Source organism: Roseisolibacter agri (assembly GCF_030159095.1).
Classification (GTDB): Bacteria; Gemmatimonadota; Gemmatimonadetes; order Gemmatimonadales; family Gemmatimonadaceae; genus Roseisolibacter; species Roseisolibacter agri.
On record NZ_BRXS01000004.1, the window covers coordinates 62750 to 89569 of the forward strand.

19 protein-coding genes are annotated in these 26820 nt (G+C 73.3%); 9 read left to right on the forward strand and 10 right to left on the reverse strand.

Features of this window, described 5'->3' with window-relative positions:
• Nucleotides 1-192 precede the first annotated feature (192 nt).
• Nucleotides 193-1893: an EAL domain-containing protein gene (locus rosag_RS12470; protein WP_284350475.1), complete on the forward strand. Its 1701-nt coding sequence runs from the start codon at nucleotides 193-195 to the stop codon at nucleotides 1891-1893.
• Nucleotides 1894-2041: 148 nt separating this feature from the next.
• Here rosag_RS12470 and rosag_RS12475 read toward each other — a convergent pair whose 3' ends face one another.
• Nucleotides 2042-2641: a hypothetical protein gene (locus tag rosag_RS12475; protein WP_284350476.1), complete on the reverse strand. Its 600-nt coding sequence runs from the start codon at nucleotides 2639-2641 to the stop codon at nucleotides 2042-2044.
• Nucleotides 2642-2806: 165 nt separating this feature from the next.
• Between rosag_RS12475 and rosag_RS12480 the strand changes: the two genes are divergently transcribed.
• Both rosag_RS12480 and rosag_RS12485 read left to right on the forward strand, forming a co-directional pair.
• Nucleotides 2807-3241, forward strand: coding sequence for a hypothetical protein (locus tag rosag_RS12480; protein WP_284350477.1), 435 nt, complete (start codon nucleotides 2807-2809; stop codon nucleotides 3239-3241).
• Nucleotides 3238-4191, forward strand: a complete 954-nt coding sequence (locus rosag_RS12485) for a glycoside hydrolase 5 family protein (RefSeq protein WP_284350478.1) — start codon at nucleotides 3238-3240, stop codon at nucleotides 4189-4191. The genes rosag_RS12480 and rosag_RS12485 overlap by 4 nt, the downstream gene beginning before the upstream one ends.
• Here the strand turns inward: rosag_RS12485 and rosag_RS12490 are convergent.
• Together rosag_RS12490 and rosag_RS12495 are read right to left on the reverse strand one after the other, a co-directional pair.
• On the reverse strand, nucleotides 4188-5495 hold the full coding sequence (locus tag rosag_RS12490) for a 3-deoxy-D-manno-octulosonic acid transferase (protein ID WP_284350479.1): 1308 nt from the start codon (nucleotides 5493-5495) through the stop codon (nucleotides 4188-4190). The genes rosag_RS12485 and rosag_RS12490 overlap by 4 nt on opposite strands.
• 118 nt (nucleotides 5496-5613) lie before the next feature.
• Nucleotides 5614-6390 (reverse strand): DsbA family protein, encoded by a 777-nt coding sequence (locus rosag_RS12495; protein WP_284350480.1) that lies wholly within the window; start codon nucleotides 6388-6390, stop codon nucleotides 5614-5616.
• Nucleotides 6391-6470: 80 nt separating this feature from the next.
• Between rosag_RS12495 and rosag_RS12500 the strand changes: the two genes are divergently transcribed.
• The 3 genes from rosag_RS12500 to rosag_RS12510 all read left to right on the forward strand — a co-directional run bounded on the left by rosag_RS12500 (nucleotide 6471) and on the right by rosag_RS12510 (nucleotide 8797).
• Nucleotides 6471-7316 (forward strand): TPM domain-containing protein, encoded by an 846-nt coding sequence (locus rosag_RS12500; RefSeq protein WP_284350481.1) that lies wholly within the window; start codon nucleotides 6471-6473, stop codon nucleotides 7314-7316.
• A 26-nt stretch (nucleotides 7317-7342) separates the two neighbouring features.
• On the forward strand, nucleotides 7343-8059 hold the full coding sequence (locus rosag_RS12505; RefSeq protein ID WP_284350482.1) for a hypothetical protein: 717 nt from the start codon (nucleotides 7343-7345) through the stop codon (nucleotides 8057-8059).
• Nucleotides 8060-8122: 63 nt separating this feature from the next.
• Nucleotides 8123-8797, forward strand: a complete 675-nt coding sequence (locus rosag_RS12510) for a LemA family protein (RefSeq protein WP_284350483.1) — start codon at nucleotides 8123-8125, stop codon at nucleotides 8795-8797.
• 99 nt (nucleotides 8798-8896) lie between these two features.
• On the opposite strand, the gene rosag_RS12515 is transcribed toward rosag_RS12510, so the two are convergent.
• The 6 genes from rosag_RS12515 to dnaE form a co-directional block, all read right to left on the reverse strand.
• On the reverse strand, nucleotides 8897-10228 hold the full coding sequence (locus rosag_RS12515) for a RagB/SusD family nutrient uptake outer membrane protein (RefSeq protein WP_284350484.1): 1332 nt from the start codon (nucleotides 10226-10228) through the stop codon (nucleotides 8897-8899).
• Between the two features lie 47 nt (nucleotides 10229-10275).
• A complete protein-coding gene (locus rosag_RS12520) occupies nucleotides 10276-13314 on the reverse strand; it encodes a SusC/RagA family TonB-linked outer membrane protein (protein ID WP_284350485.1) in 3039 nt (1012 codons plus the stop codon).
• A gap of 236 nt (nucleotides 13315-13550) precedes the next feature.
• Nucleotides 13551-15116: a methionine--tRNA ligase gene (locus tag rosag_RS12525; RefSeq protein WP_284350486.1), complete on the reverse strand. Its 1566-nt coding sequence runs from the start codon at nucleotides 15114-15116 to the stop codon at nucleotides 13551-13553.
• A gap of 80 nt (nucleotides 15117-15196) precedes the next feature.
• Entirely contained in the window at nucleotides 15197-16606 is a 1410-nt protein-coding gene (locus rosag_RS12530) for a PSP1 domain-containing protein (RefSeq protein ID WP_284350487.1), read from the reverse strand.
• 20 nt (nucleotides 16607-16626) lie between these two features.
• On the reverse strand, nucleotides 16627-17592 hold the full coding sequence (locus tag rosag_RS12535; protein WP_284350488.1) for an acetyl-CoA carboxylase carboxyltransferase subunit alpha: 966 nt from the start codon (nucleotides 17590-17592) through the stop codon (nucleotides 16627-16629).
• Nucleotides 17593-17597: 5 nt separating this feature from the next.
• A complete protein-coding gene (gene dnaE / locus rosag_RS12540; protein WP_284350489.1) occupies nucleotides 17598-21107 on the reverse strand; it encodes a DNA polymerase III subunit alpha in 3510 nt (1169 codons plus the stop codon).
• A 59-nt stretch (nucleotides 21108-21166) separates the two neighbouring features.
• Between dnaE and rosag_RS12545 the strand changes: the two genes are divergently transcribed.
• The 3 genes from rosag_RS12545 to rosag_RS12555 are packed head-to-tail and all read left to right on the forward strand — an operon-like array spanning nucleotide 21167 to nucleotide 25576.
• Entirely contained in the window at nucleotides 21167-23446 is a 2280-nt protein-coding gene (locus rosag_RS12545) for a hypothetical protein (protein ID WP_284350490.1), read from the forward strand.
• A 25-nt stretch (nucleotides 23447-23471) separates the two neighbouring features.
• Entirely contained in the window at nucleotides 23472-24428 is a 957-nt protein-coding gene (locus tag rosag_RS12550; protein ID WP_284350491.1) for a hypothetical protein, read from the forward strand.
• The gene (locus rosag_RS12555; protein ID WP_284350492.1) at nucleotides 24425-25576 is read left to right on the forward strand and encodes an aminopeptidase; all 1152 of its coding nucleotides are present in this window, start codon (nucleotides 24425-24427) and stop codon (nucleotides 25574-25576) included. The genes rosag_RS12550 and rosag_RS12555 overlap by 4 nt, the downstream gene beginning before the upstream one ends.
• 330 nt (nucleotides 25577-25906) lie before the next feature.
• Here rosag_RS12555 and rosag_RS12560 read toward each other — a convergent pair whose 3' ends face one another.
• Nucleotides 25907-26806: a hypothetical protein gene (locus rosag_RS12560; protein ID WP_284350493.1), complete on the reverse strand. Its 900-nt coding sequence runs from the start codon at nucleotides 26804-26806 to the stop codon at nucleotides 25907-25909.
• Between the last annotated feature and the right edge of the window lie 14 nt (nucleotides 26807-26820).

Here is a 26820-nt window from a genome sequence, read left to right on the forward strand (position 1 = left end):
GCGGCCGCACCGACGCGGAGCGGGGCGCACGACTTGCTGCTCGTTCCCGGACCTTCCGACCCGCATGCCCGTCCACCCTCCGACGCCCCTCGCCTCGCCGTCCGCTCCGACGCCGCCACGCGCGACCGCCCGCTCCGCCCGCCGACCGGCGGCAGGCGCGAGGTGCCAGGTCCGCCCGTACACCCCGCGTTCGTGAGCGCGACGCCCAGCGGGTCCGCGGAGGCGGTGGCCGGCGAGCGCATGGCGCGGACGACGGCGGCGGCGTCGCCCCGCGCCGCCAGGTCGTCGGAGTACCGGCCGCTGCTGCTGACGGACAGCCAGGACCCCGCGGTCGCGCAGGCGGCGGAGCTGCTGGGCGGCTGGGGCGTCGCGAGCCGCCCGGCGCGCGAGCTGGTGGACGGGCTCTCCGAGCTGCCCGACGCGCGCTGCGTGGTCGTGACCACCGAGAACCCGAACGCGCTGCGGGACGTGTTCGCGGAGGCACGGCGCGGCGGCGTGCCGGTGGTGGTGGGCTGCGTCGACGAGACGATGCGGCGGCGCGCGGCCGAGCTGCGCGCGGACGACTGGTACCGCGTCCCCGCCGACGCCGAGGAGATCGCGGCGCGCGTGCGCACGGCGATCGCGCGCGCGCAGCCCAACGGCGCCGCGCTCGCCGACCGCATCGAGCGCGCGGAGTACGAGCACATGCTCTACGACGCGCGCACCGGCCTGCCGACGCTGCCGGTCGCGATCGAGCGATCGCGCGCGCTGATCAAGGAGCGCGGCGAGGTCGTGGTGCTGTACCTCAACTTCGTGCGCTACTCGAAGCTCGAGGAGATCTACGGCTGGGAGAAGCTGGACGCGGTGCTGGAGACAACGGCCGAGGCGGTGCGCGAGATCCTCGCGGGCAGCTCGCTGTCGGGATCGCGCGCGCTGGTGTCGTTCACGAACGATGCGGACCTCGTGCTGCTCCACGTGCCCACGGCGGGCGGCCGCTCGGCCACCGACACGGAGATCCACGAGCTGGCGTCGCGGCTGGAGGCGCACGTCGCGCAGCGGCTGGAGGCCGCGCACGGCGAGGACGTGGGCGCGCTGTTCGACATCTACGTCGGCGTGGCGCACGTGTACTACAACCCGAAGATGCGCCTCGAGCGGCTCATCTACCGCGGGATCCGCGAGGCGGCCATCGCGGCGAAGAGCGTGGAGGAGCGCGAGCGCGCGCGGAAGGTCGCGGACCTGCGCGTCAGCCTCCGCGACCGGCTGGTGTACGTCGACTACCACCCGATCGTCGAGACGGAGTCGCGCCGCATCTTCGGCTACGAGGCGCTGGCGCGCGGGAACCTGCGGTCGCTGCGCAGCCCCGAGGTCATGTTCGAGGTGGCGGCGGAGGCGGACCTGCTGTGGGAGCTGGGGCGCCTGTGCCGCAGCCGCGCGATCGAGGAGATGCCGCGCCGCCTCAAGCCCGACGAGCTGCTCTTCCTGAACGTCGATCCGCACGACTTCGCGGACCCGCAGTTCAGCGACGTCGCGATCGGCGTCGAGGACCCGCGGCGCGTGGTCATCGAGATCACGGAGCGCACGGCGATCAAGGACTACCCCAAGTTCCGCGAGCGCCTGCGCGCGTTCCGCGACGCGGGCTTCCGGTTCGCCGTGGACGACGCGGGGAGCGGCTACGCGGGGCTGGGCTCGATCGCGAACCTCGAGCCGGACTTCATCAAGCTCGACATGTCGCTCATCAACTGCATCGACACGAACTTCATCAAGCAGAACCTCGTCGAGACGATGGTGAAGTTCGCGAACGACCAGAACGCGATGGTGATCGCGGAGGGCGTCGAGCGGGTGGAGGAGTTCGAGACGGTGCGCGGGTTGGGCGTGCATCTCGTGCAGGGCTTCTACCTGCACCGGCCGCGGTGAGGCGCTGCGTGCGGCGTTGCCAGCATCGGGGCGCCGCACCGGAACGGCGAACTGCTTCGACAGGATGACAGGATGACCAGGAGGCTCCGCGGTGCGCGATGTCCCACGTGCCGGTGCGGAGCCTCCTCGTCATCCTGTCCGATGCCGTTCAGGGGCAGGCGCGCCGGAACTCGTCCTCCGTGCCGCGATGCAGCACGAGGCGCGCGGGCCGGCCGGTGTCGGGATCGCCGCCGTCCCTGATGGCGGAGACGCCGCGGCGGAGCACGAAGCCCGCGTCCGCCTCGATGGTGTCGGCGCCGTCCCAGCGCGCCTCGACGGAGCCGAGCGTGAGCCCGTCGACAGACGGCGAGTCGGCGGGCACCAGCAGGAGCCGGAAGCGTGAGCCGTCGCGTGCGAGCGGCCAGCCCGTGACCGTCAGCGTGCGCGCGCGCCGCGTGGCGTCGCACGTCATCGCCAGGCCGTCGATCGCCTCGCACGGGCCCGCGCCGCAGCGCGTCGGCAGCCCTTCCTGGCGTCCCGATTCGCGGAGCTTCCGCTCGAGCTCCAGGTAGACCGTCTGCGTGCGGCCGCCGCCCGACGTCACGCGGCCCGTCCACTGGCCGGCCAGCGGCCGGTCGCCGTAGGCCCACGGGTGCTCCACCCGGTCCCACAGCCGCAGCAGCGCGCGCGTGCCGCCGATGAGCACGGCGACGAGTGCCGCCAGCGCCACCAGGGAGAACAGCTGCGCCGAACGCGACGGGCGGGGCACGGCTCCTCGGCGAGCGGGGGAGGAAGCGGTGGTGTGACCGCTCCCATTCTCTGGCTCGCCGCGGCGGCGCGCCAGGGCAGCGCTGTTGACGGCGGGTGTCGCCGCTCCTATCGTGGACGCCCCGCGCAAACATCTGATTGTGACCCGCGTCCGGAGAGCCCGCCGGTGTCGAACCCGACCTCGCACGCCACGCGCGGCGCAGCCGTGGCCGTCGCCCTGATCGTGCTGGGCGTGGCGTGCCGCGATCTGCCCGTCCAGGTGGACACGATCCGGCAGTCGCCGTCGCGAGCGCTCGCCGCCGACGCCGCGCCCGGATGCGCGGCGCGCACCCCCGCCGAGCGCGTGCGCGCGCTTCGCGAGATGGTGGGCACGCTGCCGCCAGCCGCCGCGCCTGTGGCCGACGCGCGGCTGCTGCCCGCGATCGCCGACGTGCAGGCGGCGCTGGGGACCGGCAGGGGCGCCGCGGTCGCCGCCGCGGTGCGTGGCTTCGTCGCCGACGTGGAGTCGCTGCGGCTGCGCGCCCCGTTCGAGCAGCGCGAGGCGCTGGCCGCGGAGGCCGAATGCCTGCTCGGCGCCTCCGACGGAGGGCCGTCCGCATGAGCCGCCTCGTGCGCACGCTCGGCGCGCTCGCGCTGGCGGCGACGGTCGTCGCATCGGCGAACGCGCAGGACCCCGTCGGGGTGATCACGCACCAGATGGACGCCAACAGCGTCACGCTGCTGCGCAACGCGAACGTGCGGCACGCGAAGACGACGCTGTACTGGAACGACTGGGTGGCCGACACGGCGTACCGCACCGCGTTCGCGGCCGGGATCCAGCGGCTCGCGGCGGCGAAGCTCGAGATCACCGTCGTCGTGCACGCGCCGCCGCCCGGCAGCTCGTACGACACGCGCGACCAGGTGTACCGCGCGTTCGCCGACTTCATGGCGGCGCGCGCCGCGCAGTTCACCACCGTGCGCAACTGGCAGCTCTGGAACGAGCAGGACGCGCCGGGGTGGACCGACGTGTTCGGCGCGGGGCGCGTGCCGCTGCGCGAGCAGGGGCGCAACTACGCCACCATGCTCAACCTCGCGTCGCCGCGCATCAAGCAGGCGAACCGCCGCGCGAACGTCGTCGTCGGCGGGCTGGCCGGACCGGACGACAGCACGCGCGTCTTCCTGCAGGGGATCTACGACGGCCGCGGGTCGTTCGACGTGCTGGCCGTGCACGCGTACGGGCCGCCCGTCGTCACGGCGGCGCGCGCGCGCGGGAAGATCCTGCGCGACGCGATGGCGGCGGCGAACGACAACCGCCCGCTCTGGCTCACGGAGTTCGGCATCACGGGCGAGGTGATGTCGAGCCTGTGGGGGATGAGCGACCCCGTGGACCAAGACCTCCGCCAGCGCGACGAGTGGCGCGACGTCGCCACGTGGAACGACGCGAGCCGCACCTACCAGCGCATCGTCGGCTACGTGCTCTACGACGTGAGCGACTACGGCTACGGCATCGTGCGGAAGGACAAGGTCACCGTGCGGCCCGCGTACACCTGGCTGCAGCAGCGCAACCGTTAGCCGAGCAGCTCCTGCACGAGCGTCCACGCACGGACGTCGGCGCCGAGCCCGTCGCGCACGACCTGCCGCGCGGACTCGCCGGAGCGCTGCAGCAGCGTCTCGCTCGTCCGCCACCGGCGCAGCAGCTCGGCCAGCGTGCGCGGCGTCGCCACCGTGCTCGCGCCGCCGGCCGCCAGCAGCAGTCCCGCGTCGCGGCTGTCCGTGTGCTGCGGCCCGAACACCACCGGCAGCGCGAACGCCGCCGGCTCCAGCACCGAGTGCAGCCCCGCGTCGTGGAAGCCGCCGCCGACGAACGCCGCGTCGCCGATCGCGTACAGGTCGCCCAGCACGCCCACGCGGTCCACCAGCACGACGTCCACGTCGCCCGAGGCCGAGCCCTCCTCGACGGCCGAGAGGCGCGCCAGCGTGGCGCGCTGCGCGCGCGCCCACTCCTCGATGGGGGCGAGGTGCGCCGGCGTCGGCTCGTGCGGCGCGACGACCAGCCGCGCGCGCGCGTCCTGCCGCCGCATCGTCTGCCACGCTTCGAGCAGCACGCGCTCGTCGGCCGGCCAGGTGGAGCCCGCGACGAGCGTGAAGCGGCCGCCCGAGCGCTCGCGGGCGAGCGGCGCGAGCAGCGCGCTCGCGCGATCCGCCGACTCGGCGCGGCGCCACACCTGGTCGTAGCGCGTGTCGCCGGTGACGCGCACGCGGTCGGGACGCACGCCCAGCGCGACCAGCCGCTCGGCGTCCTGCTCGCTGATCGCGCCCACGAGGTCGAGCCGCGCGTAGGCCTCGCGCAGCAGCCCGCCCGCCAGCCCGCCGCGGCGCGACGAGCCCTCGGCCAGCGTCGCGCTCACGAGGCCCAGCTTCACGCGCCGACGTGCGGCCTCGGCGGCCAGCACGGGCCACACGTCCAGCTTGCTGAACACGAGCGCCTTCGGCTTCAGCGCGTCGAGCAGCGCCGCGGCGTCGCCGCCCGTGTCGAACGGGAGGTAGTCGGCGACGTCGACGTCGAGGCCGCGGCCAAAGCGCTCCGCGCTGGGCGAGTAGAACGAGTAGGCGAGCTGCAGGTCGGGGCGCTCGCGGCGGGCGAGCTCCAGCACCGGGCGCGCCTGCAGCCCCTCGCCCACCGACGGCGCGTGCATCCAGAGCAGCGGACGCGACGCATCGCGATGGTCGCGGGCCCACCCCGTCCAGCGCGCCCGCAGGCCGCGGCGCGCGCGCAGCGTGCGGCGGAGCTTCCCGCTGCCGTCGGGCGTGAGGGCGGCGGCGGCGCGGGCCGCCTGTCCGACGACGGCGTACAGGGTGCGGGCGAGCGGGTTCATGACGGCGCGGGGCGGGCGTGCGATCGGGGGCGCGGAACGATACCCGAGCGCGCCCCCGAACGGGCGAGGGCGCGGTGACTCCGGTCACCGCGCCCTCGTCCCGCCACGCGCGACCCGCTCAGCGGGCCTTCTTCAGCTCCGCCTCGATCGCCTCGCGGAAGACACCCACCGGCTGTGCGCCGGCGATCCCCTGCTGGCCGACGAAGAAGCTCGGCGTGCTGCGGACGCCCGCGCGCGCCATGCGGTCGCGGTCCGCCTCGACGATCGCGCGCATGACGTGCGACTTCGTGCAGGCGCGGAAGCGCGTCATGTCGAGGCCCTGCCCCTGCGCGAGCGAGTCGTAGACGGCGCTCTGGTCGCCGGCCTGGCCCCAGCGCGCGACGGTGCCGAAGAGGGCCGACTGGTACTCCCAGAACTTCCGCTGCACCGAGGCGCACATCGCCGCCTCCGCGGACGGCACCGCCTGCTCGTGCTGGTCGAGGGGATAGTGCAGGTACGCCATGCGCACCTTGCCGGTGGCGACGTACTCGCGGCGCAGCGCCTCGAACGACTGGTCGTGCCACATCTTGCAGTAGGGGCACTGGAAGTCGCTCACCATCAGCACCCAGACCTTCGCGGTCGAGTCGCCGAGGATGCGCCCGCGGTCGGCGGCGGCGCGCATGGCGGTGCTGTCGGCGGGCGTGGCCAGCGCCTCTCCGGTCGCGGCCTCGCCGCCCGCGGTGGCCGTGGTCGTGGCAGTCGTGGCGCCGGCGGACGCGGGCGCCGCCGCCGCGGCACGCTCCTCGCCCGAGGCACGGCAGGCCGCCAGCGCGACGACGGTCGCGAGGGTGGCGAGGAGCGCTGCGCCCCGGGGCAGGGCACGCGTGGCAGGACGGGGCGCGGAGCGAGGCGGCATGAGGACAGGGGAGGGAAGGGCCGCGCGCGGACGCCGGTGACACCCGGTCCGCGAGGGGCGCGTATTAACATACACCGTCAATGATCAGCTTCGCTTCCGCGGTCCTCCTGGCGCTCCTGGCGCTGCTGCAGCAGCTCGACCTGCCGGCGCCGCGCGGCCACCTGAGCGACTTCGCGGGGGTGGTGCCAGCAGACCGCGCGGCGCGCATCGAGGCCGTCGCGCGGGAGGTGCGCGAGAAGTCGGGCGGCGAGATCGCGATCGCCGTGCTGGCGGACATCGCCGGCCGCGCGCCGAACGACGTCGCGACGCAGATCGGCCGCCAATGGAAGGTGGGCGCCGCGACCCAGATCGGCGACCGCACGCGCAACGCGGGCACGGTGATCCTGCTCGTGCCGCGCGAGAGCAGCACGGACGGGCGCGGGCACGTGTTCATCGCCCCCGGCATGGGCGCCGAGGGGTTCATGACCGACGCGCAGGTCGGCGCCATCCAGGACGAGGCGCTGCCGGCGCTGCGGCAGGGGGACTACGGCGCCGCGCTGGAGCTGATGACGCGCCGCGTCGCCGAGCACTACGCGCAGGAGTTCGGCTTCACGCTGTCCGCGCCGGGCGAGTTCGCGCAGCCGCCGCCGCAGTACGAGCGCCGGCGCGTGCCGCAGTCGGGCGGCATCAACCCGATCCTGCTGATCATCATCGTCTTCGTCGTCCTGAGCCTGTTCGGCGGGTTCGGGCGGCGGCGCGGCGGGTGCGGCGGGTGCATCCCGATCCCGATCGTGTTCCCGACCGGCGGTGGCTTCGGCGGCGGGGGCTGGGGCGGTGGTGGCGGCTGGGGTGGGGGGGGCGGCTGGGGCGGCGGCGGCGGAGGTGGCTTCGGCGGCTTCGGCGGCGGGGGCGGCTTCAGCGGCGGCGGCGCGGGGCGCGACTTCTGAGCGCCGGCATCTACTCGAGAACCATCATGGCTCGGATGACCCTGGAGGACCTGGTCGATCAGCTGCGGAAGGCGTACGGCGACGCGCTGCGGGCGGTCGTGCTGTACGGCTCCGCGGCGGCGACGGACCACGTGCCGGAGCGCGCGGATTACAACGTCCTCGTGGTGACGGACGCGCTGGGGATGCCGCAGCTGCGGGCCGTCGCGGCCACCGCGCGCGCGTGGGGCGAGGCCGGCCATCCGCCGCCGCTGACGCTGACGACGGCCGAGTGGCGCGCGTCGGCCGACGTCTTCCCGATGGAGTACGCGGACCTGCTGGAGCGCCACCGCGTGCTGCACGGCGCGCTGCCGCTGGACGGCATCGCGGTCGACCTGCGCGACCTGCGCGTCGAGGTCGAGCAGCAGACCCTGGGCAAGCTGCTGCAGCTGCGGTCGGCCATCATGGCGACCGGCTGGGAGCCCAAGCGTCAGCTGGCGCTGCTGGAGGCCAGCCTGGGGACGTTCATGACCGTGTTCCGCGCCGTGCTGCGGCTGCACGGCGAGCGCCCGCCGGCCGACCGCGAGGCGCTCGCCACCGCGGTGGGCGCGCGGGCCGGCTTCGACGCGGCGCCGTTCGTGCGCGTGGTGCGCCACGCGCGCGGGCAGGCGCGCCTGTCGCCCGACGCCGCGGCGGACGTCCTCGCCGGCTACCTGGCCGGCATGGAGCGCCTGGCCGCGCACGTGAACGGCTTCACGCACGCCTGACGGCGTGCGCCCGATCTTCGCTGGACCTGCCGCACCACACCAACACCAAGAGAGAGGACACGCATGCGTGACCGCATCACGCGCCGTTCGCTGACGCGCCGCGCCCTGGTGGGCGCCCTGGCGGCCGGGCTCGCGCTGAGCACTTCGGGCTGTGGCTACAACCGCATCCAGACGCTCGACGAGCAGGCCGCGCAGGCGAAGCAGCAGATCGAGGTGCAGCTGCAGCGCCGCGCCGACCTGATCCCGAACCTGGTGGCGACGGTGAAGGGCTACGCGCAGCAGGAGGAGACGATCTTCACGCGCGTCGCCGAGGCGCAGCGCGGGCTCACGGGCGCGCTGGCGCGGCCGGGCGGCGGCGACCCGCAGGAGCTGGCGAACGCGAACGACAACCTGTCGCGCGCGCTGATCCCGATGATGACGCTCGTCACCTCGTATCCGCAGCTGCAGTCGAACCAGCAGTTCATGCGGCTGCAGGACGAGCTGACCGGGACGGAGAACCGCATCGCGACGTCGCGCTCGGACTACAACGGCGCGGTGCGCGAGTACAACACGCTGATCCGCACCTTCCCGACGGCGATCACCGCGAAGGTGACGGGCGCGAAGCAGCGGCCGTACTTCGAGGTCACGAACGCCGGCGCGCGCGAGGCGCCCACGGTCGACTTCTCGCGGCCGGGCGCGACCACGCCGGCTCCGGCTCCGGCGCCCGCGCCGGGCGCGCCGACGCCGGCGCCGCGCTGAGCGGACGAGCGCGAGGCACACAGGACGCCCACGCGTGACGAGGGGCCGCCGAGCAACTGCTCGGCGGCCCCTCGTCACGCGTGGGAACGCGGTGCCGGCTCAGTAGCCGGCGTTCTGCGTCAGCCCCGGCGCGACGTCGCGGTCGCGCTGCGGCACTGGATACAGCGCCTGCGTCGTCTTGGCGCCCTTGGCGGCGAGGAAGCTCGTCGCGAGCCCCGTGCGCACCATGTCCGGCCAGCGGTCGCCCTCGAACGCCAGCTCCAGCCGGCGCTCCAGGATGATCGCGTCGATGACGGCCTGCTGCGTCGTCGCCGCCACCGGCGCGACGCCCGCGCGCGTGCGCACCTTGTTCAGCTGCACGACCGCCTCCGCGAGGCGGTTCAGGCGTGCCAGCGCCTCGGCCTCGATCAGCACCACCTCGGCGTAGCGGATGACGTGCATGTGCTCCGTGCCCGAGACGCTGCGGAACTTGGCGCCGTACACGCGCGTGCCGCTCGTCTGGATGTTCCAGGCGAGGCGCGTGTCCGTGGCCGCGTAGGCGCTGCGCAGGTCGGTCGTCGGCGCCACCTCGTACCGCCCGCCGAGCGTCTTCGGGAAGTAGTAGTAGCTCTCGCTGTTCTGGTCCGTGTCGCTGAAGCGCAGGCGGAAGATGTCCTCCGCCGTCGCCGAGCCGGTGAGCGAGAAGAGGTCCGAGTACGTCGGCACGAGCGTGTAGCCCATCGCGTCGACCGACTGCGCGGCGGCGAGCGCGCCCGCCCAGTCGGCGCGGTAGAGCTTCACGCGCGCCCGCAGCGCGCGCACGGCGCCGAGCGAGGCCGTCGTGGTGCGCTTGCCGGAGCCGATGTACTTCTCGGCCGAGTCGAGGTCGGCGAGGATCTGCCGATAGACCGTCGCGGTGTCGGCGCGGGCGACCTGGCCGGCCTCCTCGGCGCTCGTCGTCGGCTGGGTGACGACCGGCACGGCGCCCCAGAGCTTGGTGGCGTTGTGGTGCCCCAGCGCGCGGAGGAAGTAGGCCTCGCCCTTGTACTGGTCGCGCAGCGCCGTCGTGAGGTACGTCGCGTCGGGCATGCGGGCCAGCACGTTGTTGGCCGTGTTGATGCCCGTGTAGATCTGCCGCCAGATGCCGGCCGTCGTGGTGTTGTCGGCGAGCAGCGCGTTCTGGTCGGCGTTGCGGTAGGTGGAGAACGTGCCGCTGTGCGACGTGTTGTCGCTGGACAGGTCGCCGAAGATGACGAAATCGGTGCCGTAGTAGCGGCCGCTTCCGAGGGCGTCGTACATGCCGGCGACGGCGGCGGCCGCGCTCACCGGATCGGTGATCGCGGTGGTGGCGGCGACGGCGGTCGTCGGCGGGGTGGTCAGGATGTCGTCGGCGCTGCAGCCCACCGCCGCGAGGGCGAGGAGGGCGCCGGAGGCCCACTGTCGGATGCGCATGATGGCGTTGGTTTGGATCGCTCGGGTCACGGAGACGTGGGCCGCGCTCAGAAGGCGCCGCTGAGGCCGATCGAGATCGTGCGCGCGCGCGGGTAGGCGTAGAAGTCCTGGCCCAGCGCGGTGTTCGCGTTCGATCCGTTGCTGTTCACGTCCGGATCGTAGCCGAGATAGTCCGTCCACAGCTTCAGGTTGCTGCCGGTCACGAACAGGCGCGCGTTCGACACGCCGCCGCGCCCCACGATCGCGCTCGGGAGGCGGACGCCGAACGTCACGTCCTGCAGGCGCACGTAGGAGCCGTCCTCGACGTAGCGGCTGGAGACGAAGTCCGCGCCGGAGGTGCCGTTGTAGCTGGCGCGCGGCACGTCGGTGACGTCGCCCGGCTTCTGCCAGCGCTTCAGGACGTTCGCGATCTTGTTGTCCGTGTTGTAGCCGGCGTCGTCGGAGTACTCGCGGAACAGGTTGAAGACCTTCGCGCCCTGCGAGAACTGCACGAACGCGTTCAGGTCGAAGGCCTTCCACGTGAAGGAGTTCCGCAGGCCGCCGTAGTACTGCGGATGCGGGCTGCCGACGTACTGACGGTCGGCGGCCACCGGCGACGTGGTGAGCGTGCCGTCCGCCTTGCGGAACTGCGCGTCGCCGGTCTGCGGATCGACGCCGGCGAACTTGTACGTGAAGAAGACGCCGATCGGCTGCCCGACCGCGACGTAGTTCACCGCGCCGATGCCGCTGGCGAAGGGCTGGTTCTGGTACAGGCCCACGACCTTGTTCGCGTTGTGCGAGACGTTGAAGTCCGTGGTCCAGTCGAAGCCGCCCTTCTCGCGCGCGCGGAAGTTCTGCGTCGTCACCTGGAGCTCGACGCCCGCGTTCTTCACGCTGCCGACGTTGTCGAAGATCGTCGTGAAGCCGCTGGTCGTGGGCACGGGGCGCGACACGAGCAGGTCGGTCGTCAGCTTGCTGTAGTAGTCCGCGATGACCGTCACGCGGCCGTCGAGGAAGCCGAGGTCGATGCCGACGTCGCTCTCGCGCGTGGACTCCCAGCGCAGGTCCTCGTTGCCCAGCGCGTCCGGCGCGATGCCCGCCGTGCCCGCGTAGTTGGCGCGCGCGTACGACGTCAGGTAGCCGTAGAGCGTGGGGATCGCCTGGTTGCCGGTCACGCCGTAGCTGCCGCGCAGCTTCATCGTCGCGAAGCGGCGCATGCCCGACAGCAGCGACTCGTCGCTCACGTTCCAGCCCAGCGACACGGCCGGGAAGACGCCGTAGCGGCGGTCCTTGCCGAAGCGCGACGAGCCGTCGGTGCGCAGGCTGGCCGTCACCAGGTACCGGCCGTTGAGCGAGTAGCTCGCGCGCGAGAACGCGGAGAGCAGGTTGGCCTGCGTCGCGCGCCCGTCGTACGTCACGATCTTGCCGGCGGAGCCCGGGTACTGGAACTGGTCGCTCCCGAAGCCCTCGCCGCGCAGGAAGAGGATCTCGTTGTGGTTGAACTCCGCGCTCGAGCCGACGGTGAGCGTCAGCTTCTGCGCCTCGGAGCGGAGCAGGTCCGCGTCGGCGTACGCCTCGCTGACGAACTTCGTCGACGTCGTGGTGCCCTGCTGCGCGACGCCGGTGGCGCCCACGGCGTAGGTGTCCGCGACGCGCGGCGAGTCCCAGCGGCGCTCGTTCAGATCGTACACGTCGGCGCCGAAGCGGCCGTTGATGCGCAGGCGGTCCGTCGCCTCGAACGCCGCCTCGACGCTGCCGAGGGCGCGCAGCGAGTTGCCCGGCGCCTTGTTGTAGGTCGCCAGCGCGACCGAGTTGGCGTACGCCAGCCCGTCGGCCGACGAGGAGAACGTCGTCGTGCCCTCCTTGTAGATCGGCACGTTCGGCTGGTTCGCCTGCGCGTTCGCCTGCGGGCCGACGATCGTGTTGTCGTTCTCCGTGCGGTCGAAGTGCTCGCGCGTGAGCGCCAGCGACGAGCGCAGCGTGAGCTTCGACGTGGCGGTCGCGTCCAGGTTCACGCGCCCGCTGCCGCGGTTGTAGCCGCTGCCCATCACGATGCCGTCCTGCCCGAAGCGCGAGCCCGAGATCAGGTACTGGAACCGGTCGCCGCCGCCGCTCGCCGTGAGGTTGAAGTTCGACACGGGCGCGGTGCGCAGCACGGCGCTCTGCCAGTCGGTGTCGATCGCGTCGTCGGTGCCCGGCGTGAAGAGCGGGTCCTCGCCGTCGTTCGTCGCGGCCTCGTTCATGAAGGCGACGTACTGCTGCGCGTTGAGCATCGGCAGCCGGCGCGCGGACTTCTGCTGCCCGTAGTAGGCGTTGAACGTGAAGCGCGGGCCGGAGATCGCGCCGCGCTTCGTCGTGATCAGGATGACGCCGTTCGAGGCGCGCGAGCCGTAGATCGCGGCGGCCGCGGCGTCCTTCAGCACGTCGATGCGGTCGATCTCGTCCGGGTTGAGGCCCGTGACGGCGGTCATGCCCTGGCCGCCGAAGCCGATCTGCGAGGCGTTCTCCTGGATCAGCGGCACGCCGTCGATGACGTAGAGCGGCTGGTTGCTCGCCGAGATCGACGAGGCGCCGCGGACGCGCACCGTGATGCCGTTGCCGGGGTTGCCGGCGTTCTGCGTGACCTGCACGCCCGGCGCCTTGCCCTGGAGCGCGGCGTCCACGCCGGCCACCGGGGTGTTCCGCACCTGCTCGCCGCCGACCTGCGCGACGGAGCTGCTGACCTCCGCGCGGCTGCGCGTGCCGTAGCCGACGACGACCACGTCGGAGAGCACGGCGGCCTGCGTCGCGAGCGCGATCTCGAGCTCCGCGCCGCTGCCGGACACCGTGACCTGGCGGGTCTGCGGCCGGAAGCCGATGCGCTGGACGCGCACGGTGACGGTGCCCGGCCGCGTGTTGCGCACGACCAGGCGGCCCGCGGCGTCGGTCGTGCCGCGCGCCGCGCCGCCGACGAGGATCTGCGCGTTCGGGACGGGCTGGCGCGTCGCCGAGTCGACGACCGTGACGCGGATGCTCGGTGCATCCTGCGCGTGGGCGGCACGGGCGCCGGCGAGCGCCACCACGGCGCTCGCGAGCACGACGGACGAGGCGCGGCTGCGACCTCTCATGAACGAACCTCCGAAAGGAGAAGGGGCAGCGACCGGTACGGAACGTAGGGTCGCTGGGACGGACCGGGCCCACGTGCACGCAGGCCGTCCCACCAGGAGGTGGGACGTGCGCGCTGCCGCGGAGCACCTCAAAGTGAGCCGGCCCGGGCGAATACACAAATGGCTCGGCCGCCCGGCAGGACGCCGGGCGGCCGAGCCAGTGGCGCGCCGCGCCGGGTGCGGCGCGGCAGGGCGCGTCAGGCCGTCGCGGGCTTCGGCTCCGGCCGCGGGAAGAGGCCCGCGCCCTTCGTCACCGACCATCCCGTCGGGTCGATCGACGGCAGCGTCGCGAACGCGACGCGCGCGGCCGCCTCGTGCCCCGCCGCCGGCGCGCCGAGCGTGGCCCACAGCTCCTCGGCCTTCGCGGGCATGAAGGGGGCGAGCGCGACGCTCACCGTCACGAGCTGGCGCACCAGCGTGCCGAGCACCGCCTCGAGCGCGGCCCGCTGCGCCGGATCCTTGGCCAGCGTCCACGGCTGGCGCTCCTGCACGAAGGCGTTGGCGCGAAAGACGATCTGCCAGATCGCCTCCAGCCCCTGGTGCAGCAGGTAGCCGCGCGATCCGTCCATCGCCGCGTGGTACGCGGCCAGGTCCGCGGCGTCGGCCGCGAGGATGGCGGCGTCGAAGGTCGCGGGCACCACGCCGGCGCAGTACTTCTCGACCATCGCGACCGTGCGGCTCGCGAGGTTGCCGAGCGCGTTCGCGAGGTCCGCGGTGTAGCGCTCCTCGAAGCGCTCCCACGAGAAGTTGCCGTCGCCGTCGAACGGCACCTCGCGCAGCAGGAAGTAGCGGAAGGCGTCGGCGCCGAAGCGGTCGATCGCCTCGCCCAGCTCCAGCTTCACGCCGGCGCTCTTGCTGAACCGCTCGCCGCCCAGGTTGACGAAGCCGTGCGCCCACACGCGCTCGGGGAGCGGCAGCCCGGCCGCCTGCAGCATCGCGGGCCAGATCACGCAGTGGAAGCGCGTGATGTCCTTGCCGATGACGTGCAGCTGCGCGGGCCAGCGCGCCTCGTAGCCCGCCTCGGGGAAGCCCGTCGCGGTGAGGTAGTTGGGCAGCGCGTCGAACCAGACGTACGTCGTCTGCGTCTCGCCGTCGCCGGTGGGGCGGGGGAAGGGCACGCCCCACGCGAAGCGCGAGCGGCTCGCCGAGACGTCCTCCAGCCCCTGCGCGAGCAGGCCGAGGATCTCGTTGCGGCGGCTCTCGGGCTGGCAGAAGTCGGGGCGCTCGCGCAGCAGCGTCTCGAGGAACTGCTGGTAGCGCGAGAGGCGGAAGAACCAGTTGGTCTCCCGCGTCCACTGCAGCTCGCGCGTCGGATGCAGCGGACACTTCCCGTCGACGATCTCGCCCTCGCTCTTGAACGCCTCGCAGCCGACGCAGTACCAGCCCTCGTACGCCTTCTCGTAGAAGTCGTCGGGGCTGCGCTCGAAGATGCGCGCGATGAGCGCGCGCACGCCCGCCTGGTGCGTCGCGGTCGTCGTGCGGATGAACTGGTCGTACGAGATGCCGAGCCGCGCCCACATCGCGAGGAAGCTCTCGGCCACCTGGTCGACAAGCGCCTGCGGCGTGACGCCGCGGTCGGCGGCGGTCTGCGCGACCTTCTGCCCGTGCTCGTCCATCCCGATGAGGAAGTGGACGGCGCGCCCGGCCTGCCGCTGATAGCGGGCGATGGTGTCCGCGCCGATCTTCTCGAACGCGTGGCCCAGGTGGGGCTCGCCGTTCGCGTAGTCGATGGCAGTGGTCAGGTAGAACGGGGCGTCAGGCAATCGGTCGGACCTCAGGCGTGGTGCGGGATGGTGCGGAGCGCTCCCGAAATGTCGCACCCCCCACAAGCCGCGGGCGGCGGTCAGGGCTCGCCGTCGTCGTGCGCGTCGTCCGGCCCGTCGTCGTGCCCCTCGTCGAGGGACTCGTCGTGCTGCGCGTCGGCGCCCTCGTGCCCCTCGTCGCCCGCGCGGCGCCCGCCCCGGTTGCGACGACCGCCGCGCCGCCCGCGACGGCGGCGTGGACGCACCTCGGTGCCGTCGGCCGGTGCCTCGCCACCTTCGGGGACGGGCTGGCCCGGCGCGCCGACCGGCAGGCGCATGATCGGCATCTCCTGCGTGACGCCGTCGAGCGAGACGCCTTCCAGGTCGCCGATGACCAGCGGCGGCGGCATCAGGCGCGGCGCGGCCGGGCGCGCGGGGATCTCGCGCCGCTCGGCCGGGCGGTCGTCGCGGCGCTCACCCTCGCGCCGGTCGCCCTCGCGGCGGTCGGGGCCGCGCCGGTCGCCGCTTCGCGGTTCGCTCCGCGGCTCACCTCGCGGTGCCCGCGACGGCGCTTCGGCAACGTGCCCCTCCTCGAGGTGCGCCGCGTCGTGCGCCGTGTCGTCCCCGTCGTCCCCGCCCGGGCCGGCCGGCGACGCGAACGGGCCGCCCAGCGCCTCCAGCTCGCGCCGCAGGTCGCCCAACGGCACGACGCGCAGCTCGCCGTCGAGGGCGCGCAGCGTCACGCGCTCGCGGAAGATGTCGTTGGCGAGCACCTTCTCCTCGCCCTTCGACGTCGTCAGCACCTTCCCCTCCTTGGGGAAGCGCTTGCGCTGCTGCACGTAGAAGTCGTGCTCGTAGCGCAGGGAGCACATGAGGCGCCCGCACGCGCCGGAGATCTGCGTCGGGTTCAGCGACAGGCGCTGGTCCTTGGCGACGCTGAGGTTCACCGGCCGCAGCTCCGGGAGCCAGGCGGCGGAGCAGTACTGGCGCCCGCAGCGTCCGACGCCGTCGAGCCGCTTGGCCTCGTCGCGCACGCCGATCTGCTTCAGCTCGATGCGCGTGCGGAAGAGCGACGCGAGGTCGCGCACGAGCGCGCGGAAGTCGACGCGCTTCTCGGCCGTGAAGTAGAGCGTGAGCTTGCGGCGGTCCCACTGCCAGTCGGCGTCGGAGATCTTCATCACGAGGCCGTGCGTGCGCACGCGCTCCATCGCCTTGCGGCGCGCCTCCTCGTTCAGCGCCTCCAGCTCGCCCGCGCGCCGCACGTCCTCGACGGCCGCGAGGCGCAGCGCGCGGCGCTGCGGCTGCGTGCCCGCGCCCAGCAGCGCCTCGCCGTGCGCGACGCCGGCCCAGCGCTTGGCGGCCAGCTCGCCGGTCGCGTGCACCTCGCCCAGGTCCTCGCCGCGGTCGCCCTCGACGATGATGGCCGCGTGCGCCTTCGGCGGGTCGTCACCGTCCCAGAGGAAGAACTCCTTGCGGTTGCCCTTGAAGGCGATCTCGACGAGGTGCGACATCAGGTGCGCGGACTCTCCGATCAGCCGACGAAGCGGCCCATCTTGAGGAACTTCTCGCGGCGACGGCGCACGAGCTTCTCGGGCTTCAGGCGCCGCAGCTCGTCGAGGTGCTTGAGCAGCACCTCGCGGACGTTCTTCGCCGTCGCCTCGTGGTCGGCGTGCGCGCCGCCCGTGGGCTCGGGGATCACCTCGTCCACCACGCGCAGCTCGAACAGCTCGGGCGCGGTGATGCGCAGCGCGCCGGCGGCCTTCTCGCGCATCTCGGGGCTCTTGCCGTCCTTCCAGAGGATGGCGGCGCACCCCTCGACCGAGATCACGGAGTAGACCGAGTTCTCGAGCATCAGCAGGCGGTCCGCGACGCCCAGCGCGAGCGCGCCGCCCGAGCCGCCCTCGCCAATGACGGTGGCGATGATCGGCACCTGCAGCGCCGCCATCTCGATCAGGTTGCGCGCGATCGCCTCGCTCTGCCCACGCTCCTCGGCGCCGATGCCGGGCCACGCGCCCGGCGTGTCGATGAGCGTGATGATGGGGACCTGGAACTTCTCGGCGAGCTTCATCAGGCGCAGCGCCTTGCGGTAGCCCTCGGGGTGCGGCATCCCGAAGTTGCGGCGCAGGTTCTCCTTGGTGTCGCGGCCGCGCTGCTGGCCGATCACCATCACCGTCTCGTCGTCCAGGCGCGCCCACCCGGCGACGATCGCGCCGTCGTCGCGGAACTGGCGGTCGCCGTGCAGCTCGATCCAGTCGGTGAAGCAGCGGTCGATGTAGTCCTGCGTGAACGGACGCCGCGCGGAGCGCGCGACCTGCACGCGCTGCAGGGGCGTCAGGTTGCGATAGATCTCGCTGCGCATGTCCGCGAGCTTGCGCTCGAGCGGCTCCAGCTCCGCCTGCACGTCGAAGTCGCGGTCGTCGGCGAGCTGTCGCAGCTCGTCGATGCGACGCTCCAGCTCGACCAGCGGCTTCTCGAAATCGAGGGACGCGGTGGCCATGGGTTTCAACCCCCTCGAACCAGCTTGACGCGCTCGTCGCCGAGCAGCGCGCGCAGTTCGTTCAGGGCGGCGTTGGACGCCGCGACGGTGAGGGAACGCGACCGGAAGCGCGCGGTCTGGCCGGCGCGGGGATCGCGCCAGCGCAGCTCGAGCGCCGCCGTGCCAGGGTAGGCGTCACACGTCGCGCGCACGTCGCGCATGACGCTCGGCGTCAGATCGGCGCCCGCGGCGAGCTCGATGGCGACCGCCACCTGCCCGTTCACGCGCTTCTCCGCCAGGCGGGTCACCTTCTCGACGATGAACGTCGGGCTCTCCGCCCCCTGGTCGCGCTTGGAGTACCCGCCCTCGACGAGCACGGGGACGTCCGTCTTGACCTGGTCGGCGAGCACCGCCCAGGCCTCGGGGAACACCAGCACCTCGGAAGATCCCGAGAAATCCTCCAGTGTCAACCGGGCGAACTCGGCCCCGCTGCGCTTGGAGATCTGTCGGCGAGCCGCCGTGATGACGCACGCGAGCGCGATCGGCGTGGGCGTCCACGTGCCCAGCTCCGAGATCTTGTGCGTCGCGAACAGCTCCGCCTCGGCCCGGAAGGGCTCCAGCGGATGCCCCGACACGTAGAAGCCGAGGATCGCCTTCTCGTTCGCCAGGCGGTCGCTCTCGCTCCACGCGGGCACGTGCGGGAGCGTCGGCTTGGCCTGCGCGGGCGCGCCGCCGCCCAGCACGTCGCCGAACAGCGAGACCTGCCCCAGCTCGCGCTCCTCCTGCTTGAGCAGCGCCTCGCTGATCGCGTGGTCGAGCGCCGTCACGTACTGCGCGCGGTGCCCGCCCAGCCCGTCCAGCGCGCCGGCGGCGATGAGCGCCTCGAACACGCGCTTGTTGCAGGCGCGCAGGTCCACGCGCTCGACGAAGTCGAAGAAGTCCTTGTAGACGCCCTCGGCGAAGCGCGCGGCGATGATGCTGTCGACCGCGCCCTGGCCGACGTTGCGCACGGCGCCGAGGCCGAAGCGGATCCGCTTCTCGCCGACGACCGTGAACTTGTAGCCCGACTCGTTGACGTCCGGCGGCAGCACCTCGATGCCCATCTCGCGCGCCTCGGCCACGTACTTCACGACGCTGTCCGTGTCGCCGATGCAGGCCGACAGCAGCGCGGCCATGAAGTCGGCCGGGTAGTTCGCCTTGAGGTAGGCCGTGTGGTAGCTGACGACCGAGTAGGCGACCGAGTGCGACTTGTTGAAGCCGTAGCGGCCGAACGTCTCGATCTGCCCCGCGAGGTCCTTGATGATGCTCTTGTCGTGGCCCTGCGCGATCGCCTTCGTCTCGAACTTCCCGAGCTCCGCCTTGATGAGCTCCGCGTCCTTCTTGCCCACGGCCTTGCGGAGCACGTCGGCTTCGGCGAGCGAGATGCCGGCCAGGCGCTGGGCGATACGCATCACCTGCTCCTGGTAGGTGATGACGCCCTGCGTCTCGCGCAGGATCGGCTCCAGCTCGGGGAGCGCGTAGCTGACCGGCTCCTCGCCGCGCTTACGGCGGATGTAGACCTTGTGCATCCCGCTGTCGAGCGGGCCCGGACGCAGCAGCGCGTTCGACGCCACGAGGTCGTCGAAGCGGTCGCAGCGCATCTGCCGGAGCACGTCGGTGGCCAGCGGCGACTCGAACTGGAAGACGCCCGCCGTGCGCCCGGAGCGCAGCATCTGGTACGTCTTCTCGTCGTCGAAGCCCATGCCGTCGAGGTCGAGCCACTCGCCGGTGCGCTGCTTGATGGACGTGAGCGCGTCGAAGATGACCGTCAGCGTGGTCAGCCCGAGGAAGTCCATCTTCAGCATGCCTGCCTTCTCGAGGCAGTTCATGTCGTACTGCGCGACCGTGATCTTCTCGTCGCCCCCCTCGCCGCCGGAGCCCTTGGAGCTCTGCGTGCAGACGGGCACGAACTCGTGCACCGGCCCCGGCGCGATGACGACGCCGGCGGCGTGCACGCCCGTGTGGCGCGACAGCCCCTCGAGCGCCGACGCGTAGTCGAGCAGCTCGCGGTAGCGCGCGTCGGTCTCGTAGAAGCGCTTGACGTCGGGGACCTGCTCGATCGCCTCGTCGATGGAGAGCGAGAAGTTCGGCGCGTTGGGGATCAGCTTCGCCAGCGCGTCGGTCTCCGCCGGCGTGAAGCCGAGCACCCGCCCGACGTCCTTGACGACGGCGCGCGACTTCATCGTCCCGAACGTCACGATCTGGCAGACGGACTCCTTGCCGTACTTCTGCCGGACGTACTCGATGACCTCCCCGCGCCGCTCGAAGCAGAAGTCCACGTCCACGTCGGGCATGGACACGCGCTCCGGGTTCAGGAAGCGCTCGAACAGGAGGTCGAACTCCAGCGGGCAGACGTTCGTGATGCCGAGCGCGTACGCGACCAGCGAGCCGGCGGCCGAGCCGCGGCCCGGGCCCACGGGAATCCCGCGGTCGCGCGCGGCCTTGATGAAGTCCGCGACGATGAGGAAGTAGCCGGCGTAGCCGGTCTGCAGGATGACGCCCAGCTCGTAGTCGAGGCGCTCCTGCACCTCGGCCGCCAGCTCGCCGGGCGCGGCGCCGCGCTTGCCGGCGTAGCGCTCCAGCGCGCCCTCCTTCGACAGCTTCACCAGCAGGTCGTTCTCGGTCGCGACGTCGGGCGGGAGCGGGAAGCTCGGGACGTTGTACTTCTTCCCGAACTGCACGTCCACCTCGTCGGCGATCTTCAGCGTGTTCTCGAGGACGTCCGTGCGCCCCGGGAACCGCTCGCCCATCTCGAGGTGGTTCTTGAAGTAGAGGCCCCGGTCGTAGTGCATGCGGTCGGGGTCCTTCAGGTCCTTCCCCAGGCCGATGCACAGCAGCACGTCGTGCGCGGCGTGGTCGTTCGCCTTCAGGAAGTGCGCGTCGTTGGTGGCGACGACGGGCAGCCCCATGTCGGCCGAGAGCTTGAAGATCCTGTCGTTCAGCTCCTTCTGGCCGCCCGAGTCGTGCGCCTGGACCTCGAGGTAGTAGCGGTCCTTGAACAGCTCCGCGTACCAGGCGGCGGCCTCGCGGGCCTGCTCCCAGCGGTCGTCCATGAGGTGGCCCGCCACCTCGCCCGCGAGGCAGGCGGAGGTCACGATCAGCCCCTCGCTGTGGGCCGCGAGCAGCTCGCGGTCCACGCGCGGCTTCACGTAGAAGCCCTCGGTGTACGCCAGCGACGAGAGCTTGACCAGGTTCTTGTAACCGGTCAGGTCCCTCGCGAGTAGGACGAGGTGGTGGTAAGGTTTGGCGCCCGGGGCCGGCCGGGCACGCTCGAGTCGGGAGCCGGGGGCCACGTACGCCTCCATCCCCAGGATCGGCTTCAGCTTCGCCTTCTTCGCCTTCTCCTGGAACTCCCACGCGGCGTGCATGTTACCGTGGTCGGTAATCGCCAGCGCAGGCTGCTCGAGCTCCTGGGCGCGCCGGATCAGGTCCTCGATCCGGTTGGCGCCATCCAGAAGCGAGTACTCGGAGTGGCAATGGAGATGTACGAACGACATTGGACGAGTACGATAGCCACCGCGGGCAGCCCGCGTCAATTCGCGCCGGGAGGCGCGGAGTGCGCGTAAGTCGCGCGGGTGCAATAATTTGGGCCCTGCTCTGGGCCGCCGGTCCGGCCGCCTGCCGGAATCCCGGCGGCCCGGACACGCCCTTCGTCTCGTACACCCTCCAGCCGCGCACGACCGAGGTGCGCAGCGCGCCGGCCGGCGGCGTCCTGGCGGAGCCGCTCGTCGTCCAGGTCACCGACTCGCTGGGGCGCGCGGCCCGCGGGGTGCCGGTCCAGTTCCGCGTCGCCGCCGGCCGCGGCGCCGCCCTGCTCGACTCGCTGGTCGTCTCCGACGCGACGGGCGCCGCGGCCACCCGGCTCCGGCTCGGGCTCGAGGGGGACACGGTGGTCGTCGTCGCCTCGGTCGCCGGCCGCGACGGGGACGCGGTGCGCTTCGCCGTCGTCGCGGGCGCGCCGGCCGCGCTCGTCGAGGTCTTCCCGGTCCGCGTCACCGCCGGCGACACGGTCCTCGTGCGGGGGCGCGGGCTCGCCGGCACCACGAGCGGCGGGGTGCTCGTCGGCGCGGCGCGGGCGCGGGTGCTGGCGGTGGTGGGCGACACGCTGGTGCGGGTGATCGTCCCGCACTGCCTGCCGTCGGGCGACCTGATGGTCGCGGTGCAGGCGGGGGCGACCCTCACCAACGCGCTGCCGGTCACGCTCACCGAGGCGTCGCGCGGGCTGGGGCTACAGCCGTTCGAGGCGTTCACGGTCGCCGGCAGCGACGCGGCCGGGTGCGCGCGCCTCGGCACCGAGGGCGGCCGCTACCTCCTCTTCCCGCAGCTCGCGTCGGCCGAAGACCCGTCGGGGGCGCGGAGCTACCTCCTGACCGCCGAGGCCACGGCCGCCACCACCGCGGACGCCCTGCCGTCGCCGACGCCGAGCCTCACGCGCCGCCCGATCTCCCCGCGCGAGTCGCTGGAGCGCCTGCTGCGCGCGACCGAGCGCGGGCTGGCACGGGCCGGCATCGCCGAGGAGGCCGCGGCGCTCACGCGCGAGGCGCTGGCACGCCGGAGCATGCGGAGCGCCGCCGACCCCGCGCCGCTCGCCGGCCTGCCCGTGCCCGAGCCGCCCGCGCTCGGCACCGAGCGGACGTTCCGCGTGCTCTCGCGCGTGGACGGCACCGCCTACTCCAACAGCACCGCGCGGCTGCGCTACGTCGGCGCCAACGTGCTGGTCTACGAGGACCGCGCAGCGCCGGCGCCCATCGACTCGCTCGCGATGCGGCGCTTCGGCGACCTGCTCGACCGCACGCTGCACCCGCTGGACGTCGAGATCTTCGGCGCCGAGTCGGACATCGACGGGAACGGGCGCGTGATCGTGCTGCTGACGCCCATCGTCAACGGGCTGACGACGGCCGCGCAGTGCAGCGCGGACGGCTTCGTGCGCGGCTTCTTCAACGGCACGGACCTCGGCACGCGCAGCCAGAACTCGAACCGCGCCGAGATCCTCTACGCGCTGGTGCCGGATCCCGCGGGGACGCGGAGCTGCGCGCACTTCGCGACCGACGTCGTGCGCCAGCTGCCGTCGACGTTCCTGCACGAGTTCCAGCACATGATCTCGTACAACCAGCACGTGCTGGTGCGGCGCGGGTCCGACGAGACGACGTGGTTGAACGAGGGCCTGAGCCACATGGCCGAGGAGATGGGCGGGCGCCTGTTCGAGAAGCGCTTCCCGGCGCCGCTGGGCCGCGGGCTGTCGACGCAGCTGCTGCCCGACTCCGCGATCGCGTTCTACCGCGGCGACATCGAGAACGCGCTGCTCTACCTCGGCGCGCCCAGCACGCACTCGGTGAGCGCGTTCGACGCGCTCGGCTCGCTCGAGGAGCGAGGCGCCGCGTGGCTCTTCCTGCGCTGGCTGATGGTGCAGAAGGGGGACGGCATCCTCGCGCGGCTGGTGCAGACCCCGCGCACGGGCAGGCGCAACGTCGAGGAGGTCGCGGGCGAGACGTTCCCGGCGCTGTTCGGCGACTTCGTGATCGCGCTCGCCGCCGACAGCATCAACCTGGTGCCGCGGTCGCGCATCCCCGCGCGCTACCGCTTCGGGGAGCGCGCGCTGCGCCGCCTGCTGACGCAGGGGCTGGGACGCGACTCGCGCTGGCCGCTGCCGGTGCGCAGCGGGCCGTTCGTCGGCGCGCAGCCGGCGATCGGGACGCTGCTGCCGGGATCGTTCGAGGTGTACGACACGCAGCTCCCGCGCGGCATCGGGACCGCGCTCCGCTTCGCAGCGCCGCAGGGCGGGCCGTTCGCCGCGAACGCCGAGGCGCAGCTGGGCATCATTCGCATCTCGCCGTAGGGGGATGCGCGCTAGGTTGCGAGGCATGCTTCCCGTCCGCACCCTGGCCGTCGCGTCGCTGCTGGCCGCCGTCGCCGCACCCGCGCGCGCGCAGGACGGCGGACGCCACGCCGCCGCGGTGCTGTCGCTGCCTGCCGCGCCGCGCGCCGCCGCGCTGGCGGATGCGTTCACGGCCGTCGGTGGCGACGAGGCGTCGCTCTTCTACTCGCCCGCGCAGCTGGCGACCGTGCGCGGCCGCGGCGTCAGCGCGTCCGTCGAGCGCTTCCTGGCCACCACGCTGCTCGGCGCCGCGGTGGGCGCGGTGCGCGTCGCGGGCGGGACGGCCGCCGTCGGCGTGCGCTCGCTGCAGTATCCCGACGCGCCCGAGGCGCAGGAGTACGAGCCGACGGGGCGCACGGTCACGGGCGGCGAGCTGGCGGTGACCGCGGGCTTCGCGCGTGCGCTGTGGGGCGTGCGCGCGGGCGCGTCGGCGACGCTCGTGCGGCAGCGCGTGGCCGAGGCGTCGGGGCAGACGATCGCGGGCGACGTGGGACTCGCGTGGACGGTGCCCGCGGCGTCCGCGACGTCGCCGCTGCCGCGCCGCGCGCTCGCGGGCCTCACCGTCGCGGGCGCGCTGCAGCACCTGGGCGGCGAGCTGTCGCTGCTCGGACGCGCGAGCCCGCTGCCACGACGCATGCGCGTCGGCATCGCGCGGCCGACGACGCTCACGCCGACGCTGTCGCTGCTGACGACCGCCGAAGTCGTGCAGCTGGACGGCGAGGCGGCGCGGCCCGCGGCGGGCGCGGAGCTGCGCTGGCAGCGCGGACACCTCTCCCTCGACGCGCGCGGCGGCGTGCGACGCCGGCTGCTGCGCGACGAGGCGATGCCCGCGCACACCGTGGGCGCCGGGCTCGGCTTCCGCGCGGTGGGGCTGGACTACGCCTACCAGGGCTACGCGGCCCTCGGCGCCACGCACCGGCTGGGCGTGCGGTGGGCGCCATGAACGCGCTGAATGCCATGAACGCCACGGGCGCGCCCCGCCGTCCGCGCCGCCGCCTGCGCCTGGCTGCCGCGCTGGCGGCCGGCCTCGTGCTGCTGGCGCTCACGCCGACGGGCTGCTTCCTCAGCCGCGCGGGCTACGAGCAGGGGCGCATCCTCGCGCGACGCAAGCCGATCGCGCAGCTGGTGGAGCAGGGCGGGGTGGACGCGCGCACGCGCGACAAGCTGCGGCTGGTGCTGGACGCGCGCCGCTTCGCGGTGGACTCGCTCGGGCTGGACGCGGGGCGCAGCTTCACGCGCTACACCGACATCGGGCGCGACACGCTGGTGCTCGTGCTGTCGGCGGCGCACCGCGACCGGCTGGAGGCGTACAGCTGGTGGTTCCCGATCGTCGGCCGCGTGCCGTACAAGGGCTACTTCGACTTCGGGGCGGCGCGGCGCGCGGCGCGCGGGCTGCGCGCGCGCGGCTTCGACGTCTACCTGCGGCCGTCGTCCGCGTACTCCACGCTCGGCTGGTTCGACGACCCGCTGCTGAACACGACGCTGCAGGAGGACTCGGTCGACCTCGCGAACACGGTGGTGCACGAGCTGACGCACAACACCTTCTACGCGCCGGGGCAGGCGGTCTTCAACGAGAGCTTCGCGAGCTTCGTCGGCGCGTACGGTAGCGGGCGGTACTTCGCGGTGCGCGGCGACACGGCGTCGGCGCGTCGGGCCGAGTCGCGCTGGGCGGACGACCAGCTGCTCGCCGGGTTCTGGCAGGCGCTCGCGTCGCGCATCGACTCGGCGTACGCGGCGCATCCGGGGCGCACGTCCGCCGACAGCGCGGCGCGCGTCGTGGCGCGCGACACGGTCTACGCGCGCGCGCGGCAGCTGCTCGCGGACTCGATCGGGCCGCGGCTCTCGGCGCTCGGGCCCACGCGCGCCGCGGCGTGGGCCGCGCGCGTGCAGCTCGACAACGCGTCGCTGCTGGCGCGCCGCACCTACGCGCGAGAGCTGGGGCTGTTCGAGGAGGTGCTGCGTCGCGAGGGCGGCGACGTGCGCCACGCGATCGCGCGCATCGTCGCGGTGGCGAAGGCGTCGCCGAAGGATCCGTACGCCGGGCTGCGGGCGTGGCTCACCGCGCCGCCGGAGCCGCGGCCGCTGCGGTAGGCGGCTGCGTGATCGGGAACTGCAGGACAGGATGACAGGATGACCAGGAGGCTCCATGGAGCGCGACATCCCATGCGCTGCGCGGAGCCTCCTGGTCATCCTGTCATCCTGTCAAAGCAGTTCGTCGTTCAGGGGGCGGCGCGCGCGAGCCCTTTGGCTTCTGGGGGCGATACGGATACTCCGGATGAAGCGGATGCTCCGGATCGCCCCGCCTGACGGCGATGTCCCATGCGCCGGAGCGGAGCGATCCGTTCGATCCGCTCGATCCGGAGCATCCGCGTCCCTCCAAGAGGCAATGTGGCCCGGCGTGTTGGCAGGTGAGCCGTCCGACTATCCCGGCGACTGTCCACGCGACTCCTCGCGCTCGCGCGCCACGCGGGTGGACTCCGCCAGCCAGGCCAGCGAGTCGGCACGACGGCGCACGCGCGCCTGCGTCCGCTCGAACATCGCGCGCACCTCGGCGTCGCTCACCGCCGGTGGGCGCGGTCCGCCGAACGACAGGCGCCGCGAGATCGTGAGCGCGGGGCGCCGTCCCTTCTCCTGCACCTGAGCCGCGGCATCCCGCCGCTGCCAGTCCACGATCGCGGCGCGCGCGAGGTCGCGCCGCCCGTCGGCGGACAGCCCCGTCGCGCCGACCGGGGCGAGCGCCTTGCCCGCGTCGTCGCTGCCGACGGGGATCCGCCCGCGCAACGCGTGCTCCGAGAGGTCGGCGCGCATCGCCGCGAGCGCGGAGTCGCGCCGCGCGCTGTCGAGCGGCGCGTGGTCCGGCCGCGGCGTGCCGAGTCGGAGTGCTCGCGCATCGACGCCGGGCGGGACGTAGCCACGCGGGCGCGCCAGACGCGAGTCCACGCCCGCGCGCGACGCGATGGGCAGGCGGGGTACTGCCGGGAGCGTCCCTGTCGGCGTGGCGCCGGTCGGCGGTTCGGAGGTCGGACCCACGATCGGCGCGGGCGGCGCGACGGCGCCTGATCCCTCCGCGGGACCGTCGGTCGTCGCGCGCGGCGGTGCTGCGGTCGGCGCGGTCGCGTCGGACGAACGCGGCGCCACGAACACAACGCGCTCGCCCGGGATCGGCGCGCGAGGCCCCGGCAACAGCCAGCCGCCGCGCGAGCGCGCGCTCGCCACCACGGCGAGGAGCATGGCGGCCGTGAGCAGCGCGCCGGGCGCCACGCCCGCCGCCCGCGCCAGCCACGGATGGCGTCCTCGCTGCTGCGTCTCGACGTTGGGCATGCGGCACGCGTGGG